The organism is Vibrio sp. Sgm 5 (assembly GCF_026241575.1).
Classification (GTDB): Bacteria; Pseudomonadota; Gammaproteobacteria; order Enterobacterales; family Vibrionaceae; genus Vibrio; species Vibrio jasicida.
In genome coordinates, this window is record NZ_JAPHPY010000007.1 from 81,335 (window position 1) to 100,339 (window position 19,005).

A 19,005-nucleotide genomic window follows, 5' to 3' on the forward strand; every position below is an offset into this window, starting at 1 on the left:
AGAGCGAGTCAGGAATCTTGCTTGTGATATTCATCTAAACCCCAATTTCAATCCAAATCCTTCGAAACATCTCATTACGTTTCCCTCAAAGAAATACCGCGCATTTTTGATCTTCAGACAAAGCGTGAAGAAGAAAAATATTCCACACTTTAATGAATTTGCAATAGATTATTTGTATTACAATATAATTACTTGTTGAACGGCAGGTATTCTGGCTTAGAGTGGCGTTGTTCCAATAAAATAAAGGGTTTCTCGCCAATTTTTCAATGAAATAACTTATGTTCCAGATCACAATTAAAGCTTATTGTAGTACAAATAAAATAATGAACAGAGTAGTCTAGGCGTTAGAAAATGATCAAACTTGAAAGGCTGAAAAAATGACTATTGATACTCTTGTTGTTCTTGCCTACTTCTTCTTCTTAGTTGCAATTGGTTGGATGTTCCGTAAGTTCACTACCTCAACCAGTGACTACTTCCGAGGGGGCGGTAAGATGTTATGGTGGATGGTAGGTGCTACCGCCTTCATGACGCAATTTTCAGCATGGACGTTTACAGGTGCCGCAGGACGCGCGTTCAACGACGGTTTCGTTGTTGTAATCCTATTCTTAGCCAACGCATTTGGCTACTTCATGAACTACCTCTACTTTGCTCCAAAGTTCCGCCAACTGCGTGTAGTGACGGCGATTGAAGCAATTCGTCAACGTTTCGGTAAGACTTCAGAGCAGTTCTTCACTTGGGCTGGTATGCCAGACAGCTTGATCTCAGCCGGTATTTGGTTGAATGGTCTTGCGATTTTCGTGGCGGCGGTCTTCAACATTCCTATGGAAGCGACCATCATCGTTACGGGTTTAGTGCTAATGCTAATGGCGGTAACGGGCGGCTCTTGGGCGGTTGTTGCATCTGACTTTATGCAGATGTTGGTTATCATGGCAGTGACGATCACTTGTGCGGTGGCGGCATACTTCCACGGTGGCGGTATTGGCAACATCGTGTCTAACTTCCACGGCGACTTCATGCTGGGTAACAACCTGAACTACGTCAGTATCTTTATCCTTTGGGTAGTGTTCATCTTTGTTAAACAGTTCGGTGTAATGAACAACAGCATCAACGCTTACCGCTACCTATGTGCAAAAGACAGTGAAAACGCACGTAAAGCAGCAGGTCTTGCATGTGTGCTGATGATTGTTGGTCCTATCATTTGGTTCCTACCACCTTGGTACGTTGCGGCATTTATGCCTGATTTCGCAGAGCAATACGGCTCAGTAGGTGGTGATGCAGCTTACCTAGCATTCGTACAAAACGTAATGCCAGCGGGTATGGTGGGTCTTCTGATGTCAGCAATGTTTGCGGCGACTATGTCTTCAATGGACTCTGGTCTTAACCGTAACGCGGGTATCTTCGTGATGAACTTCTACAGCCCGATTGTGCGTCCACAAGCGTCACAAAAAGAGCTGGTTATCGTGAGTAAAGCAACGACTATCGTGATGGGTTTCATCATCATTGGTATCGGTCTATTCATTAACTCACTACGTCACTTGAGCCTGTTCGATATCGTACTGAACGTGGGCGCATTGATTGGCTTCCCAATGCTGATTCCTGTACTACTTGGTATGTGGATTCGTAAGACGCCGGACTGGGCTGGTTGGGCAACACTGGTTGTTGGTGGCTTTGTTTCTTACATCTTCGGTATTTCACTACAAGCAGAAGACGTGGAGCGCCTATTCGGTCTAGAGCAAGCGTTTACAGCACGTGAGTGGGCTGACCTGAAAGTTGGCTTGAGCCTAGCAGCACACGTTGTCTTCACTGGTGGATTCTTCCTACTGACAACACGTTTCTACAAAGGTCTGTCGCCTGAACGTGAGAAAGAAGTGGATCAATTGTTCGAGAACTGGAACACGCCTCTTGTGGCTGACAGCGAAGAGCAGCAGAACCTAGATACAAAACAGCGCGGCATGCTTGGTAAGCTTATCAGCGTAGCGGGCTTCGGTATCCTAGCGATGGCTCTGATTCCAAACGAACCATCAGGTCGACTACTGTTTATCTTGTGTGGTGCGATTGTTCTCTCGGTGGGTGTTCTATTGGTGAACGCAGCGCGAGGGCCTAAGAACCCAAAGTTTGCTAACGCGAAAAGCTAAGTCCCACTTAACTCACTCTTCCTAATAAAAATCCCACGGTGTCATCACTGTGGGATTTTTTCTATTTGTCGGCTTGCCTCTCTACACAACTCCGGCTTTTTGATTCTTTGCCCAATTCGCCTAGTTGTCATTAGGCATTGGGAAGTACTTCATTTCAAATCAGTAGTAATGGGGAATGCTCGGTTTGGTTTGAAACCGCAGTGATGCCGCGTCTTGCTGAACCACTTACTTCAGAAAGTTGAGAGAAGCTATGAATGGCCCCAAGTAACGTTCCCTTCAGACTTCGACACCATAAGAGAGCATGAGTTTGTAGAGCTGTTCGCCTTCGTTACGTAGCGGATCAAACTCAGCGGTGATGATCGTGTCTGGGTAGTTCACCGAAGTCACTGCTTAAAAGGTTAAGATCCTGTTTGGTTGTGGTTCTGAATTTTCCGTGTGTGTATAAATCGAAACCAGAAAGACGCATCTTGGCGGTAATACCACAGTCGGGCCCGTTTTCTGCGTCGCTTTGTGAGAGGCCTTAGGAGCTAAAATTGGGTGGATAATTTGTTGGCTCGGCAACCAATGTCGCAAGTACTTGAGCCAAGCGTTGTCGCTAACGCCAATTGGCCTAAAGCGCAGCACGACTTGTTTGGTATAGCCACCATATTTATGGTCATCTTCTTTCATTCCAAGCCCGCCTGATAAACATCATCATGTGCCCTAGGATAGGTATGTTCAGGTGCCGCTGATATTTAATGCAGATAACAATTGCATTGGAAAGAAGGGCGGCTTGTAAATTTGAACTTCAATGCTATTCCTCACATCTAGGCATTTGCTGCGAAATGTTGGCTCTCGCCTGTTAAAACATTAGCGCCAATATAACCCGTTCGGCGACGGCTTGTTTTTAAAGGCTGGGCTTACGATTTGTTTGGAATGCGTCGACTAGCTTTTTGATGCCACCGTTAGAGCGCAGAAAAATAAAGAATGGAAGAATGGAAGAATGGAAGAATGGAAGAATGGAAGAAGAAGAACAAAAAAAGCCTTGCTACTAGGTGAGCAAGGCTTAGAAAATTTGGTTTAGAAAGGGTTATTAACCTTCTAGTTCAGCAAAGTAGTCAAAGATAACTGGAACGTCGTTTTGACCAAGGCCTTGGTCTACCGCTGCTTGAAGGCTCTTAGAAGTACCTTCAGCAATAAGAGACTCAGTACCTAGATCTTTAACCATTTCTAGGAAGTAACCTAGATCTTTGTTTGCGTTTGCGATTGAGAAACCTAGCTTCTCTTCGCCGTCTACAGCGTAGAACTTACAGAACTGCATAAATGGTGAGTTTGATGGACCTGCAGACATGATGTCGAATAGCTGTTGGCCATCAACGCCAGCACGCTTAGCAACAGCGAACGCCTGAGACATAGTTGCTACTGTTGTCATGCCCATGAAGTTGTTCACGAGCTTAGTTACGTGACCAGAACCAAGAGCACCAAGGTGGAATACGTTTTCGCCTTGTTCATCAAGCACTGGCTTAACTTTGTTGAACGTTTCGATGTCGCCAGCAGCCATGATGTTTAGTAGACCATCTTTCGCGTGAGCTGGAGTACGGCCAAGAGGCGCATCAATCATGCCTGCGCCTTTCGCAGCAAGATCAGTACCGATCTTACGAGTCGAAGCTGGGATAGAAGTACCGAAGTCGATCAAAGTCGCGCCTTCTTTGATACCCGCTAGAATACCTTCTTCACCGTAAACGATCTTTTCTACAACTTCAGAAGTCGTTAGACACAGCATTACGATGTCACTTGCTTCAGCAAGTTCTTTAGGTGTGTTTGCCGCTTTAGCGCCGCGAGCAACACAAGCTGCCACAGCGTCTTTATTCAAATCCATTACGTTTAATTCGTAACCACGGTTTTGTAGGTTCTCAACCATGTTTCCACCCATCAGACCAAGGCCGATGAAACCAATGACAGGTTTTGTCATATCAGACTCCAAATATCGTATTGTATGATTATATGGCTTTATCTTAAGTCCTCAGTTGGATTTTGCAATCGGAAAATGCAATGAATAAGGTTTTATCGATGTTTTTTGGCAAAAGTGAGAGGTTGGTTTGGCTATTGGCTCGATTTTTCTTGGTTTTTAGCGGGTTTTAGTGTCTCAAATAATAAGTGTATCTATGCCAAATATAACCAAGAGATTCGCTTTAACTACGCAAATGTTTGTTCAGTGAATAATGTTAATTGTATTACAATTTATCTAGGGGGAGAGGAAGGAATCAGTGACAGTTAGGATGAAAAAATAAGAGCTGAGGTCATCAGCTCTTTTGGAAGATAATGGATAAAAGCGCGCTCTTTATAAGTCGAAGCGATCGTTGTTCATCACTTTCACCCAAGCTGTGACAAAGTCTTGGACAAACTTCTCTTTGTTGTCGTCCTGAGCGTAAACTTCAGCGTAAGAGCGTAGTACCGAGTTAGAGCCGAATACTAAGTCGACACGTGACGCAGTCCATTTGGTTTGGCCAGAAGCGCGTTCGCGGATTTCATACTCGTTGTCACCGGTTGGATGCCATGTGTAGCTCATATCAGTGAGGTTAACGAAGAAATCGTTGGTCAGTGCGCCGACGTTATCGGTGAATACACCTTGGCTTGTACCACCATAATTGGTGCCAAGAACACGCATACCACCAATGAGCACCGTCATCTCGACAGCGGTCAGTTGCATCAATTGGCTTCTTTCCAATAAGAGCTCTTCAGCCGTTACGATGTAATCGGATTTCAGCCAGTTGCGGAAGCCATCGTGAATTGGTTCAAGCACATCGAACGAATCGGAATCGGTCATAGTGTCCGTTGCATCTCCACGTCCTTGGCTAAATGGCACGGAGATATTCATACCTGCGTTGGATGCCGCTTTCTCGATACCTACGCCACCCGCCAGCACAATCAAATCCGCCATGCTAATTGGCGAGTTGTGTGTGGTGCGAATATCGTCGAGCACGCTCAATACTCTCTGCAATCTTTCTGGCTCGTTACCCACCCAATCTTTTTGCGGAGCAAGACGAAGTCGTGCGCCATTAGCACCACCGCGACGGTCAGAACCACGGTAAGTACGAGCGCTGTCCCATGCGGTAGAAACCAGCTCAGCAATGCTCAATTCGCTATTGAGAATCGCCATCTTGAGCGCGTCGATGTTCTCTTCAGATAGGTGGTAAGAGACAGGTGGCACGGGATCTTGCCAAATCAAATCTTCTGCTGGCACATCAGGGCCGAGGTAACGAGATTTAGGGCCTAAATCGCGGTGAGTCAGTTTAAACCAAGCGCGAGCGAAACAATCTTCGAAGTACTTAGGATCATCACGGAAACGCTCTGCAATCTTGCGGTATTCCGGATCAAACTTAAGCGCCATATCCGCGTCGGTCATCATTGGGTTACGACGGATGCTTGGGTCTTCCACATCCACCGGCATGTCTTCTTCTTTGATGTTCACCGGCTCCCACTGAGCAGCACCCGCTGGGCTCTTAGTAACCCACCAGTCGTAAGTGAACAACAAGTGGAAGTAACCGTTATCCCATTTGGTTGGGTTAGTGGTCCACGCACCTTCCACACCACTGGTGACGGTATCACGTCCTATGCCGCGAGAGGTTTTGTTGAGCCAACCAAAGCCTTGGTCTTCGATTTCTGCGCCTTCGGGTTCAGGGCCGAGTAGGGAAGCATCGCCATTACCATGTGCTTTACCTACCGTGTGACCACCCGCGGTGAGCGCAACGGTTTCTTCATCGTTCATTGCCATACGCGCAAAGGTGACACGCATATCGTGTGCGGTTTTGATTGGGTCAGGTTTGCCATCGACCCCTTCAGGGTTTACGTAAATCAAACCCATCATTACCGCTGCAAGCGGGTTTTCTAGATCGCGTTCACCAGAGTAACGATTGTTCTCGCCGCCACTTGGTTGCAACCACTCTTTCTCTGCGCCCCAGTAGATGTCTTTTTCAGGATGCCAAATGTCTTCGCGACCGCCAGCAAAGCCAAACGTTTTGAAGCCCATGGATTCATAAGCCATGTTACCGGCAAGAATCATCAAATCGGCCCAAGACAACTTGTTGCCGTATTTTCTTTTGATTGGCCAAAGTAGGCGACGTGCTTTATCTAGGTTGCCGTTATCTGGCCAACTGTTGAGTGGAGCAAAACGTTGATTACCTCGGCTTGCACCGCCACGACCATCTGCAATTCTATAAGTACCCGCAGAGTGCCACGCCATACGAATCATCAAGCCACCGTAATGACCCCAGTCCGCTGGCCACCAATCTTGGCTGTCGGTCATCAGATCTTTTAGGTCTTTTTTCACTTCCTCTAAATCGAGAGAGTTAAAAGCATCGGCATAGTTAAAATCCGCGCCCATCGGGTCGGTTTTTTGGTCGTGTTGATGAAGAATGTCGAGGTTGAGGGTTTTCGGCCACCAATTGAATTCAGCTGCCTGTTGGTTGGTATTCGCTCCATGCATGACAGGACATTTGGAGTGATTGTTTTTGTCGCTCATCTCTTGCTCCCTAACTGGGGTTAGTGTTCCCAAAGTTTAGTTACAGGTTGCGTATTTCGCCCTTGCGGTTTTACGTTATATTTCGGGATTTTGTTCAAAAGATGATCAGCGTCATTCTTCAAGCGTGCTGCTTATAACGCGCGCTTATGTGCAATTGGAAGGTCATGTATAGAAAGGAATATTTAAAGAGACAAGGCCAGCATTTAGCTAGCCTTGTTTTGATGGAGATTATTATGACATCTGCTCAAACATGGTGATTCTTGCCGATTTAAAGTCATACATGATTCTAGTGCAGTTGATGTGCTCACTGCCGTTCGTGTTCGATAGAACGAAGTAGATACTTTCCTCACCCCAAGTTACGTCATTGACGTTGTAGTTACTCTGTTCCGAAAGATCATGAAGCACTAAGGTATTCAACTCGTGCGCATGAGAGCGAATCAAGGAATAAGCGAGATCGGACGTTGCTGGATTGTCTGGTGCATTACCAATGAGCACTTCAACTGGTGAGTCAGCGTAGATGTGTTGACGGAATTCTGTTTGCCCCTCTATTTCATAATTAAGAGAGAATGCCGTGTTTGGCTCGCTTATCTGTGGATTCGTCATCCGTGCTAGAGCTCCGGATAGTGGGTTCGTAATTGGCTTCCAAGCCCCGTTTTCTGGTTGGAGAAGATGTTCACCTCGAACGTGATAAGTCAGATCCAATTGTTGGTTGTGTGGATTGAGAATCGTGTTCAATTCAATGGCGACATCATCAAGCCAAATGAAGGCACGACGGAACACTACATCTTGATACGCCTCTTTGTCCCATTGCACGATAGTATGGCTATCGACACTGGCTTCTGGTTGTGACCAATCCACAACGGCATCGATGGTGGTGTAATTCTCAGTTTGTGTAAAACCCAGTAATTGCGGGTGGATTGGGGATTGGTTTTGCTGATTCACCACCAGTGTATTGTGTGTTGCGGTGTTTTTGTAATAGCCATAATGCAGTTCTGCACCGTAACCTGTCGTGCCTAAATCGGGCAAAACCTCTTTGCCATTACGCGTTAGGATAAAGCCGAGTCGGTCATAATGGTCGTGCTCACCGCCATACGGTGCGTGCTTGTACAACAGAGCATTATTCAATGTTTGATGATGGGCAATGGTCAAGCCAGCGGCTTCGCTATGTGTTGAGTGACAAAGTAACGGGCTAACTTGAGGGAGTTCATCCACGCCATAGAGCAAAGCGTTGATGTTATCGCGACTGATGTTTTGATAGATGCTGGCTAAGGCACGAGCAAATTCTTCACACGGTGTTTGCTTGTAGGCAAATTCAAACAAGTGAGCATGAGTGAGCTTTTCTTGTCCTGCGATACAATCGTTCAAGCGAGGGAAATCACCGGTGTTCATTACCAACTGTAGCGGGAATTTCAGTAACTTTAAGTAGTTAGGATTCGAGCTGACAGAGTATGGGGTTTGATGTGCCATTTTCTCGAAATTCAGCAAGGCTTGTAACGCGTAGTAGTGATAGTGGATCGAGCCTTCAAACCACATGCCTTCTCCGATACAACCATGTTCTAGCTGATAGTGCAGTCCGTATTCGGTGTTGAGTGCGAAATCGAGATAACGTTGTTCATCAAGAATAAGGCCAATCACACCGATGGTCGCGTTTATCTTCATCTCATGGTTATGCAGCTGAGCGGTGCGATGTTCCACCAGAAAATCCGCACCTTCTCGCAGTAATCGCAGTTCGATATAGGCTTGCTGTTCTGGCGTTAGAGCTTGCTTGATGAAGTCATAGCCTCGAGCGAAATCAAGGTGACAGTTCGCCTCACACAAGGTTTGTGCATTTGCTTTACCTGGGCCATTGTATGGTATGCCGCCGTGTACCTCGTAGTCTGGATAGTATTTTGCATACTGGAGCAGTATTTGTTTCACTTTCTCTAGATAACGGTCTTCATTGGTTAGATGCCACAGTAACCCCAAGTCATAACACGCCTTGGCGTTTAACCCATTTAACCAGCGCCACCATGCACCGTCGTACGGCTCACCAGTAAATGTTCTGCCATCAACAGGGCAGCAATGAGACGTTGGCTTATTCCGATCCCAAGTCAGTCTTACCCCATGTTCAGGGCAATAATAGAATAGGTTCCAAGTTGCGCGTCCGTCCTCAGGAACTAGGACTTCGTGATTAAGTACAATTTGGTTATCTTCTATAAGCGCTTCGATGACAGAAGGCGTCGCGCGATGACGAATGTTCTCCATTTCTTTGTTTGAAAATTGCAGCATGGCGATTACCCCTCTAAGCCTTGATCAGAATTGAAGCGAAAGTAGCGTTTGGCGTTGTAGTAACAAATGTTTTCTATGGTTTGTTTGAGTAATGGTTCGTCGTTAGGTATTTCTCCTTCCTCGACCCATTTTGCTAAGAGGTTGCACAGTACTCGGCGAAAATATTCATGCCGGCTAAAAGAGAAGGCATTGCGAGAGTCTGTCAGCATGCCGATAAAACGTCCGATCGCGCCGAGATTTTTGAGTGTTGTTAGTTGAGATTCCATGCCGTCTTTATGATCGTTAAACCACCATGCCGCACCAAATTGAATCTTTCCTGCGACAGTATCGCTGTCCTGAAACGCACCCGCCATGCAGCTTAGTACTGGGTTGTCGTTGGGGTTGAGATTAAAGAGTACCGTATTAGGCAAACACGAACTTCGATCCAGTTCACTCAGTAACTGGGAAAGGGCATGGGCATACGAATCACTGTTAATGACGCTAAATCCGGTTCCGCCACCAAGTTGCGCTTTGCGTCTTTCATTGACGTTCATCAAAACGCCTATGTGAAGTTGCATGCTCCAGCCGAGTTGGTAGTAACGTTGGCCTAGCTCGAAAAACAATCTGGATGTCAGTTGAACAAGTGCAGTTTGGGTAATCGCTTGGTTTTGTAGAAGCTGTTGGAAGATGAGTTCTGCTTGCTGTTCATTGCATGGTTCAAAGCTTACGCTTGGTAAGCCCAAATCAGATAAACGACAACCCACTTCATGAAAGGCATCTAGCCTTGTTTGGATTGCACAAAGATAATCTTGGAAAGTGCCAATTGAGGTAGCGGTTAACTTCGATAAGTGTGTGAGTAGCGCATGAAACTTGTCGGTTTGGTTGAAACAAAACAACTCGTCAGCACGGAACGTCGGTAACACTTGCACCTTAAAGTTAGATTCTTTCAGCGCGAGATGGTGCTCTAGGTTGGATAAAGGCGAATCCGTGGTACACAAGGTTTCGACGTTTAATTGTTCCAGTACATCACGAGTACTGTTGTTTCCTTGTTTGAATTGCTGGTGGCTTAACCCCCAGATGTCTTTTTGATTGTCTGGATTGAGTAATAAATCGCAATCAAAGAAACGTTTTAGCTCCAGATGAGACCATTGATAAAGGGGATTGCCAATCAAGTAAGGCACGGCTTCGCACCATTTGGCGAACTTTTCTGTGTCCGTTGCATCACCAGTGATGTAGTGCTCGTCGATTCCGTTACTTCGCATCGCTCGCCACACATAGTGATCGCTATTAAGCCATGCTTGGGTGAGGTTCTCGTGTTTTGTGTCCTGCCAAATGTCTTCTGCTTCAAGGTGATTGTGAAAGTCTATGATCGGCATCGGTGCAGCAAAGCGACGATACAGATCCTGAGCAAGTGGGTTGGAGAGAAGAAAGTTATCGTGAATGTAAGCTTGATTCATGGTTCTTACCTCAAAAAGTATTCAGCGAGTCACTCTGCAAAAAATGACTGACTCAAGACTTATCTGTTGTTCGTTGTGAATGCAGGAGGCTCAACCCTTCGAGCCTCCTAGGTCTGAATTCAAACGAGAATTAGTGTTGTAATTGTGTCGACAGTACTTCAGTTTTCTTGGCGCTCTTAAGAAGCAAGGCACCAACGGTAAGAACAACACCACCACAGAATAGGAAGGCCATGCGTCCCCAGAATGGATTTGGAATCAACACCATGGCGATAACCAAAGTACCAAACACCAAGATCAGTTTGCCAAGCATGCTTCGTTGTTGACGATCCACTTCATCTTGTCCTTCAGCTTCCACCACTGGTGTATCAACATCCGTCCAAAATTCCGAAAGCTCTTTTGCGCGCGCTTCTTGAGGCGCTTTGTAGAACTTAGTGGTTAAGCAGAAGAAGCCACCTGTAATCAGTAGATGACCGATGATGCCGTTCATGACAATCAGGTCAGACGCTTCACGGCTGGTAAAGCCATTTTCAAGATTTAACATGTTCGCGATAACGTCTGGAGTGATCACAAAACTCACGAGATAAGAGACCACCATACCAACAGCAAGCGTTGCCCATGCTGCCCAATCCGGCGTTTTCTTGATGAACATGCCGAAGAATAACGGCACCAAGATAGGCATTTGAAGTAGGGTACTTACGTACATCATTGCGTCGAATAAGCTCAAACCACGCAATGAATTGATGAACAATGCGACCATGATGATCAGTACACCAAACACAATGGTTACCGCTTGGCTGACACGCATAAGCTGACGTTCGGACGCATCTTTATTGATGATTGGGTTGTAGAAGTTACGAACGAAAACACCTGCATTTCGGTTGAGGCCCGAATCCATTGAAGACATGGTGGCTGCAAACACGGCAGACATAAGTAGGCCAACCATGCCGACTGGCATCACACGTTCTACAAACACAAGGTAAATCGCATCGGCTGCTTTTCCGCCAAGAGCATCGACGTGCGCAAGTGCTGCGTCTGGGTAGATAACTGCAGTTACCCAAGGAGGCATAAACCAAATCGCAGGGCCAACAAGCATCAACACAAAGGCAAGTAGAGCTGCTTTACGCGCGTTGATAGAATCTTTTGCAGTAAGAAAACGGTAAGAGTCTTGCATGTTGTTGATGTTTTGCAACTGCTTAACGAACATGAAGATAAACCAAGCGACGAACAGCAATGGGTAGTTCATACCCGGTCCCATGATTGAATCGGTAGGAAACTGCTCGATCAAGTTACTTGGGCCACCGATCTTAATGATCGCCGCTACGGCACACACTACAGTTACGGCCATGATGACAACCATTTGGACAAAGTCTGACGCCACAACGCCCCATGAGCCGCCAATCACAGAAATAAACAGAACGATCAAACCCGTGACAATGATGGTGGTCTCGATGTCAATTTTGAACACCGCACTCACGAACAGCGCCAAGCCATTCAACCAAATACCCGTGTAAACAATGCTGGTTGGCATTGTTGCCCAAGTGAACACTTGCTCGTTCGTTGCACCAAAGCGGCGGCGCACACCCTCTACAGGTGTCACTACTCGCATTTGACGGAAACGGTATGAAAAGAATAACCAAGACAACAAGAAGCCGAACGCATTCGCCATGAAGATCACCATGATCGGAAAGCCGTCAGTAAAGGCCTTGCCTGCTGCACCGGTAAACGTCCACGCACTGAACTGGGTCATAAACGCCGTTGCGCCTACCATCCACCACAACATCTTGCCGCCACCTCTAAAGTAGTCACTGGTTGAGTTACCGGCCAAGCGTTTAAAGATGATCCCGACAGCGATCATAAACACAAAGTAAACGGCGACTACGAGTATATCTATGTTCATTTTTGTACCCCTAGTGATTTTAAAAATAAGGTTTCTGTTTTTTAAAACGTTGGTTCATTATTTAATATGTATGACAAAAGATCGAACGGGAAATACAAAAAATGTGACAAATGAAACGCTATTTCAATTTTGTTATTTAAACAGTGAAGAAATGATTTTTCTGGTAGAAATGTGGTTTAAGTGATTGAACTTTATTGTTTAAATTAATTTTTATTGAAGGGGAGGTAGGGCGGTGATACGATTTTTTTGGACGGAATTAGAAAAGATACCACGCTAAGAAAGAGTGATATGTATGATTATATTTTTGATGGGGGGTATATGCGTGAAACCGTTGCCGCTTAAAGATAGAATAAAAGCGACAACGGGATTTAAGACATTAAGCTAAGATTTCGCGTACGAATGCTTCGATCTCTGCATCTTGGCAGTGCTCAAAGAAACATTGCTGGAAACGCACGCCACTTACTGCGGTTTTCACCAGTTCTGGGTCAATGGCTTTTAACGTATCGAGGTAGTTTTCTTTTACGACAGCAGACTTCACATCGTTAAGAATGGCAGCATTTCGCTGCTGCGGTTCTGCTCGTTCTAGTGGATAACCTTGGCCGCGATTTCCGGTTGTGAATGCTTTCTCGAAAATATAACGAACGTTTAATTCTGCACCCCAGCCATAACCTTTTGCGAACGCAAGCGATAAGGCATTACCGTTGTTAATTTGATTAAACAAGAATGCGTCAGATGGATCTAAGCAGTAGCCACAAACAATGCCCGGATGAATATTCAATGACATCATGGCACCTTGTCCTGTACCACAGCCAGTCACGATGAAATCCACTGCTTTAGAGTTGATCAAGATGCTCGCCATGATGCCTAGGTGGATGTAAGTCAGGTGATGATCGTTTTCATCACTCATGCCTACGTTAAATACTGAGTATTCTTGTGAACGAGCCACTTGCTCAAGTTCGTTTAGCACAATCGCGTTTTTACCCGCTTGGCTATTTTCCATCATCAGTGCAATTTTCATGGGTTTCTCCAATAATAATCTTTTAAATTTAGACAAAATCTTTGCGCATAGGCGTGAAGTTATCGAGCAGCACACCTTCGCTTAAACAAGTACAGCCATGAATGATGTTCGGCTGCTTATATAGCGCATCTCCAGCTTTGACGACTTTTGTCTCGTCGCCAATGGTGAATTCAAACTCACCGGAGAGCACATAAGTAATTTGCTCATGAGGGTGACTGTGCAAAGCGCCGACCGCACCTTTGTCGAAATACACTTCGACGCTCATCATGTTGTCACTGTAAGCCAAAACTTTGCGTTTGATACCATCGCCAAGATCTTCCAGAGCAATGTCTTTATTAAATACAAACATCACTTTCTCCTTAACGAGCTAACCAGCCGCCATCGACCGCGATGGTATAGCCGTTCACGTAATCAGAAGCAGAAGACGCAAGGAAGACACACGGCCCAGCCAGATCTTTTGGTGTACCCCAACGCTCTGCAGGGATGCGCTCGACGATTGCTTTATTTCGTTCTTCATCTGCTTGCAGAGCTGCGGTGTTGTTAGTCGCCATATAACCCGGCGCAATCGCATTGACGTTAATACCTTTGCTTGCCCATTCATTCGCCATCAAACGCGTTACGCCCATCACGCCGCTTTTCGATGCCGTGTATGAAGGCACGCGGATACCACCTTGGAATGAAAGCATGGACGCCACGTTAATGATCTTGCCGCCAGTACCTTGAGCGATGAACTGCTTGGCTGCGGCTTGAGACATAAAAAAGACCGATTTGACGTTGATGTCCATCACGTCATCCCAATCTTGCTCACTGAATTCGAGTGCGTCATTGCGACGAATGATGCCAGCGTTGTTTACCAAGATATCGACCTTGCCAAACGCAGTAACAGCTTGATCAATGATGCTTGGAATATCGTCTAGAACCATAAGATTCGCACGTACATCCAAAAAGCGGCGACCAAGCGCTTCGATCTGTTGTTTGGTTTCTGTTGGTTCAGAAATGTTCACGCCGACAATGTCACAGCCTGCGCTAGCCAAACCCAACGCCATACCTTGACCAAGTCCAGTATTACACCCAGTCACAACAGCGACTTTTCCTTCAAGATTGAACGAATCGAGAATCATAATGAGTTCCTTACCATGCAAATTAAGTATTAATGTATGACTTATTGCCATCAGATGAGGTCACTTTATAGAAATGAAATTACGCGATCAACTAAAATGAAAAGGTGTTTTAAAAATTTTATGATGTGAGTCACCTTTACGCGACGATTTATCATACAAATAAGAGTTTTTATTGAAAAAGCTTTTCATTTTTTTTGAACACTAAAGGTATACTGGCTGAAACATTGATGTGGAAAAGCGAGAATATGGCAGAAAAGAACACACAACCAGAATCCGTCTCTTCCGTTCTAAAGGTCTTTAGTATCTTAGAAGCGTTAGGCGAGCAGAAAGAAATTGGCGTGTCGGATTTGTCTCAACGATTGATGATGTCGAAGGCGACGACTTACCGTTTTCTTCAAACAATGAAGACGTTAGGCTATGTATCCCAAGAGGGTGAAGCCGATAAGTACAGCTTAACCATTCGCTTGTTCGAATTGGGAGCGAAGTCGCTAGAGTATGTCGACCTTATTGAATTAGCAGACATCGAGATGACCAAAATCGCGGATGCAACAGGTGAAGCATTACACCTTGGTGCATTAGATGAAGACGCGATCATCTACATCCATAAATTGGATGCTAAATACTCATTGCGAATGCACTCACGTGTCGGACGCCGCAATCCGCTCTATAGTACCGCGATTGGTAAAGTACTTTTAGCGGAACGCGAAGAAGCATTTGTCAGAGAATCATTGAAAGATATTGAGTTTATTTGTCATACAAAAAATACTCATAAAGACGTTGAATCTTTGCTTAAAGAGCTTGAGTTAGTTCGTAAGCAGCATTACGCGGAAGATAACGAAGAGCAAGAACCTGGCTTATATTGTGTCGCGGTTCCGGTCTATGACCGCTTTGGGCATGTGGTTGCGGGTGTGTCTATGTCTTTTCCAACGGTGCGCTTTGAAGAGTCTCGCCGTGAAGAGTACGTATCCATGCTGCACAATGCTGGCCGCGTGATCTCCGAGAAAATGGGTTTCCACGAATATCCGGTATGATCGTTCATATTGTTGAGCTCAAGAACTCAACGAAAATGCTGAATTGAAACGGAGGCGCGAATGCCTCCGTTTTTGTGTTTTTCTCCGACCTTATTTATTGCATCCAACTGGGGAACCTCAAAACGTCGCTAATCCCTCGCCACTTTGTCAGATTGTTCTCGAACCCGACGTAAGATTTCCCAATCCAATGTTGGCCAATAGTAATCTCATTTCACCGCTCTAACATGTGCCCTAAGCAACAAATACAGGGCTTTTAAATGAGAACAGCAAAGGGTTTCACCTTAATTGAGTTAGTCGTGGTTATCGTGATTCTTGGGATATTAGCCGTGACCGCTGCACCACGTTTTTTGAATATTCAGGGTGATGCGAGAGCAGCAGTGATTGAAGGCGTGAGAGGCGCTGTGGTGAACGCCAACCAAATTGCCAATGCCAAGTATCAGCTTGGTTATGGCGTATCGATTGGCTCCACGGCAACAGACAATACCTTTTTAGATTTGAACAAAAATGGTGCGCAGGACGATGGCGAACCATTGATGGTTTGGGGGCATTTAGACAACGTTTCGGTCGAAGAAATGGTGAACCTCGATGGGGATTTGGTGGTGTCTGATCCAGAGGCGCCGGGCAAGAACAAACTCTACATTGGTTTTGCTCAAAACGCCGATGCATTAGAGAACGGTCAATGCTATTTCCTTTACACCCAAGCATCGGGAGAGGGCTCAGAACCGAGTTTTGAAACGGCGACATCTGGTTGCTAGTCCTTTTGAACCTCGACAGTTTTGCACAATAAATCTGGTCGTTTTTAATAGACACGTCTCTGTAAACCTTGTCGGCTTTCATTGAACTTGTTCTAACGTCATCACACTTCTTGGACTAAGTGGTTTAAGTTTTCGCCAAAAATCGTAACGCTGTGTGCAACAGAGTGAACCGAAGATTGTTTGGCGTATCGATTCACCGGAAAGGATTTATCACTGTTCAACTTAGTATGAGAGCGGAGCAATCAGCGTTGCTCTACGTGCTCTAAAGTCGAGAAGTAAAGGATGAGAAGCAAACAGAATAAAGCGGTATTGTGTGCGTTTGTATCGGGTAGCCTATTTGGTGCTGCACTGGTCATCGCCATGTATATCCAGATTTGATGCCGTGCTGGCAAAGCGTGCCAAAACTGAAAAATCAAATTGTACAAGGAGTAGGGTTGTTTTCAGCTCTGCTCCTTGTTAGTTTTAAAAGCATGAAAACGACATTCACACCTTCATCAAACTTCTTCTGGTGGCGCTCTAATTAGAGCGGCGCGGAATCTTTACATTCTTACGCTGCTGGACGGTAGCTAAGAGTGTCATGTCTTTTTTATCTCCAGTAGCGATCTATTTTTATTCGGAGATAAGTTATGAACACCACACAAAACACTCAACAACGCGAAGTCATTCTCACTGGCGACCGAGCCACTGGCCCTCTGCATTTAGGTCATTACGTCGGTTCACTACAACAGCGAGTCGCGCTGCAAACTCAGCACGATCAAACCATTCTCGTTGCTGATATGCAGGGCTTAACCGACAATGCGCATAATCCTTCCAAGGTTTCTTCCAATATCTTGAACGTCGTGGCGGATTATCTTGCCGTTGGCATCGATCCGATTCAAACCACCATCTGCTTGCAGTCCCAAGTTCCTGCGCTTGCTGAGCTGACCATGTACTACAGTAACTTGGTTTCTATCGCACGTTTGGAGCGTAATCCGACGGTGAAAAACGAAATTCAAAGTAAGGGATTTGAGCGCTCGATTCCGGCTGGATTTTTGACTTATCCAATCTCTCAAGCGGCTGACATTACTGGCTTTCACGCGACACTTGTTCCCGTTGGTGATGACCAATTGCCAATGCTAGAGCAAACCAATGAAATCGTGAGAAAGATAAACCACCTTGGCGGGAAAGCTATTCTGAAAGAGTGTCGTCCACTGCTCAGTGACGCGCCGCGATTGCCAAGTACGGATGGCAAAAACAAAATGTCGAAAAGCATGGGTAACGCAATCAACTTAGGAGCGACAGAGAAAGAGATCAGCGCAGCGGTGAAATCCATGTACACCGATCCAAACCACTTGCGTATTGAAGACCCAGGCCAAGTGGAAGGTAACATCGTGTTCACTTACCTTGATGCGTTCCACACTGACAAAGCTTATGTGGAAGAGTTAAAAGCGCATTATCGCCACGGTGGGCTGGGTGACGGAACAACCAAGAAAGTGTTGGAGGAGTGTCTGCAAGAGATGCTTCGTCCAATCCGAGAAAAACGCGCCATGTTCTTAGATGACAAAGCACAACTTATCGAAATCCTTAAACAAGGCAGCCAACGTTCACGTGAGAAAACCGAGCAAGTGTTATTTGATGTGAAAGGTGTGTTTGGTTTGAACTTGTTCTGAAGTTACGATCGAAATCCGGTTTGGCTCAAGGAGTTCAATTTGAGTTCAGCGGATTGGCATTTCTGATATAGGCACGACCTATTGTAGTGAGCCGTGCCTTTTTATACTCTCAGTTTTTCTTTAAATTTATTGATAATAATTCTCATTACGTTATGTTTGTGGTCTCAAATACACTCATTGTTGCGGAGACCAACATGGAACACTCGGATATTACTCAACTGCTTATTCCAAAGAGTGATTGGGCATCGCCTGATCTTTTTCTTTATGAAGGGGAAGACAAACTTCGTCTGAGCTTAGAAGGTGCAATTCAATACAGTGGATTGAACAGCATTGGTGGCGTGGTTCTGGGCTTTAGGATGATCCAATACGCGGTGCAACTGGCGGCGGGTGATCAGTCTTTGCAACGAGATGGCATCAGTATTTATACCGCGCTCCCTGGTCGTGGTGCTCAAGATGCTTTTGAATACACATGCCGCGCGCTACGTGATAAACGTTATTGCTGCGATACCACATTGCACCACCCAGCAGCGCAAGCCGGGCAACGTGGTCAGTTCCTATTTACGATTCGTTTGAATGAACAATCTATGGTGATGACGCCAGCGAACGGACTACCAAGAAAAAGCTACTTTGAGGCCGACCGACATTCGCAAGACAGCCGAGAAGCAGCATTGAAATGGCGAGATGAGAAGATCAACTTCGCTAATACTCTTCTAAGCTTGCCTCCGGAAGAGTGCTTACGAGTGTTGTAACTCTTGATCTGCACCAAAGAATCAATAACAAAAGGTCGTTCGCTTTCAATTGAGCGACCTTCTTGTATCAAGCATTCGCGGGAACCAGATTCCTAGTCGCGCTTAGGCTTGCTGGAATGACCCCGTTTAAGTTTTGAGTTAGTGGAGGAGGTATTAGCTGTCTTCATGTTCAAAGCCAAACATCGCCATTTCCCAGAGCGAAGATGAATGAGTAGGAAATCTTATTCCACACTCATGTTTTAAATACCGTCATTCTGAAAAACGAGGGACGAGTGTAATTCTGAATCTACTCACCAAGTGCTGTGAACTTTGGTGTTCTCGCCAATCTAAAGCTTGTTGAAACCAGATTCCTAGTCGCGCCTAGGCTTGTTGGAATGACACGGTTTAAGTTTTGAGTTAGTGGGGGAGGTATTTGTTGTCTTTACGCTTACACTCAAACATCGTC

14 protein-coding genes are annotated in these 19,005 nt (G+C 45.6%); 5 read left to right on the forward strand and 9 right to left on the reverse strand.

Going from position 1 to position 19,005, the window contains the following annotated elements:
* Positions 1-377: 377 nt before the first annotated feature.
* Positions 378-2,135 (forward strand): sodium:solute symporter family protein, encoded by a 1,758-nt coding sequence (locus OQJ86_RS05935; protein WP_039975102.1) that lies wholly within the window; start codon positions 378-380, stop codon positions 2,133-2,135.
* Positions 2,136-2,411: 276 nt separating this feature from the next.
* Here the strand turns inward: OQJ86_RS05935 and OQJ86_RS05940 are convergent, their stop codons facing one another.
* From OQJ86_RS05940 to kduD, 9 genes are all read right to left on the reverse strand, one after another.
* On the reverse strand, positions 2,412-2,513 hold the full coding sequence (locus OQJ86_RS05940; protein WP_227740522.1) for an alpha/beta hydrolase: 102 nt from the start codon (positions 2,511-2,513) through the stop codon (positions 2,412-2,414).
* Positions 2,514-3,207: 694 nt separating this feature from the next.
* Entirely contained in the window at positions 3,208-4,098 is an 891-nt protein-coding gene (locus tag OQJ86_RS05945; protein WP_265102049.1) for an NAD(P)-dependent oxidoreductase, read from the reverse strand.
* Between the two features lie 357 nt (positions 4,099-4,455).
* Complete coding sequence (gene katG / locus OQJ86_RS05950; RefSeq protein ID WP_265987158.1) at positions 4,456-6,636, reverse strand: catalase/peroxidase HPI; 2,181 nt, start codon at positions 6,634-6,636, stop codon at positions 4,456-4,458.
* 231 nt (positions 6,637-6,867) lie between these two features.
* Complete coding sequence (locus OQJ86_RS05955; protein WP_265987160.1) at positions 6,868-8,904, reverse strand: heparinase II/III domain-containing protein; 2,037 nt, start codon at positions 8,902-8,904, stop codon at positions 6,868-6,870.
* A gap of 5 nt (positions 8,905-8,909) precedes the next feature.
* Positions 8,910-10,340 (reverse strand): glucuronate isomerase, encoded by a 1,431-nt coding sequence (gene uxaC / locus OQJ86_RS05960; protein WP_265987162.1) that lies wholly within the window; start codon positions 10,338-10,340, stop codon positions 8,910-8,912.
* A 130-nt stretch (positions 10,341-10,470) separates the two neighbouring features.
* Positions 10,471-12,237, reverse strand: coding sequence for a sodium:solute symporter family protein (locus tag OQJ86_RS05965; protein WP_265987163.1), 1,767 nt, complete (start codon positions 12,235-12,237; stop codon positions 10,471-10,473).
* Between the two features lie 376 nt (positions 12,238-12,613).
* Positions 12,614-13,255, reverse strand: a complete 642-nt coding sequence (locus tag OQJ86_RS05970) for an RpiB/LacA/LacB family sugar-phosphate isomerase (RefSeq protein WP_265987164.1) — start codon at positions 13,253-13,255, stop codon at positions 12,614-12,616.
* Positions 13,256-13,283: 28 nt separating this feature from the next.
* Positions 13,284-13,604 carry a cupin domain-containing protein gene (locus OQJ86_RS05975; RefSeq protein ID WP_009705706.1) on the reverse strand — a complete coding sequence of 107 codons (321 nt, stop codon included), beginning with the start codon at positions 13,602-13,604 and terminating at the stop codon, positions 13,284-13,286.
* A 10-nt stretch (positions 13,605-13,614) separates the two neighbouring features.
* Positions 13,615-14,376: a 2-dehydro-3-deoxy-D-gluconate 5-dehydrogenase KduD gene (gene kduD, locus OQJ86_RS05980; RefSeq protein ID WP_009705707.1), complete on the reverse strand. Its 762-nt coding sequence runs from the start codon at positions 14,374-14,376 to the stop codon at positions 13,615-13,617.
* 245 nt (positions 14,377-14,621) lie between these two features.
* On the opposite strand from kduD, the gene kdgR reads away from it, so the two are divergent.
* The 4 genes from kdgR (at position 14,622) to OQJ86_RS06000 (ending at position 18,560) form a co-directional block, all read left to right on the forward strand.
* Positions 14,622-15,407, forward strand: a complete 786-nt coding sequence (gene kdgR, locus OQJ86_RS05985) for a DNA-binding transcriptional regulator KdgR (RefSeq protein ID WP_039975170.1) — start codon at positions 14,622-14,624, stop codon at positions 15,405-15,407.
* Between the two features lie 257 nt (positions 15,408-15,664).
* Positions 15,665-16,162, forward strand: a complete 498-nt coding sequence (locus tag OQJ86_RS05990) for a prepilin-type N-terminal cleavage/methylation domain-containing protein (protein WP_265987167.1) — start codon at positions 15,665-15,667, stop codon at positions 16,160-16,162.
* A gap of 626 nt (positions 16,163-16,788) precedes the next feature.
* Positions 16,789-17,811, forward strand: a complete 1,023-nt coding sequence (trpS, locus tag OQJ86_RS05995; protein WP_265987169.1) for a tryptophan--tRNA ligase — start codon at positions 16,789-16,791, stop codon at positions 17,809-17,811.
* Between the two features lie 194 nt (positions 17,812-18,005).
* Positions 18,006-18,560, forward strand: coding sequence for a hypothetical protein (locus tag OQJ86_RS06000; protein WP_265987171.1), 555 nt, complete (start codon positions 18,006-18,008; stop codon positions 18,558-18,560).
* Positions 18,561-19,005: the final 445 nt, after the last annotated feature.

Bases quoted from the DNA above. Each gene is read 5' to 3' on its own strand.
- OQJ86_RS05935 (WP_039975102.1), top strand. From the start codon at position 378: ATGACTATTGATACTCTTGTTGTTCTTGCCTACTTCTTCTTCTTAGTT.
- katG (WP_265987158.1), bottom strand. From the start codon at position 6,636: ATGAGCGACAAAAACAATCACTCCAAATGTCCTGTCATGCATGGAGCG.
- OQJ86_RS05955 (WP_265987160.1), bottom strand. From the start codon at position 8,904: ATGCTGCAATTTTCAAACAAAGAAATGGAGAACATTCGTCATCGCGCG.
- uxaC (WP_265987162.1), bottom strand. From the start codon at position 10,340: ATGAATCAAGCTTACATTCACGATAACTTTCTTCTCTCCAACCCACTT.
- OQJ86_RS05965 (WP_265987163.1), bottom strand. From the start codon at position 12,237: ATGAACATAGATATACTCGTAGTCGCCGTTTACTTTGTGTTTATGATC.
- OQJ86_RS05970 (WP_265987164.1), bottom strand. From the start codon at position 13,255: ATGAAAATTGCACTGATGATGGAAAATAGCCAAGCGGGTAAAAACGCG.
- OQJ86_RS05975 (WP_009705706.1), bottom strand. From the start codon at position 13,604: ATGTTTGTATTTAATAAAGACATTGCTCTGGAAGATCTTGGCGATGGT.
- kduD (WP_009705707.1), bottom strand. From the start codon at position 14,376: ATGATTCTCGATTCGTTCAATCTTGAAGGAAAAGTCGCTGTTGTGACT.
- kdgR (WP_039975170.1), top strand. From the start codon at position 14,622: ATGGCAGAAAAGAACACACAACCAGAATCCGTCTCTTCCGTTCTAAAG.
- OQJ86_RS05990 (WP_265987167.1), top strand. From the start codon at position 15,665: ATGAGAACAGCAAAGGGTTTCACCTTAATTGAGTTAGTCGTGGTTATC.
- trpS (WP_265987169.1), top strand. From the start codon at position 16,789: ATGAACACCACACAAAACACTCAACAACGCGAAGTCATTCTCACTGGC.
- OQJ86_RS06000 (WP_265987171.1), top strand. From the start codon at position 18,006: ATGGAACACTCGGATATTACTCAACTGCTTATTCCAAAGAGTGATTGG.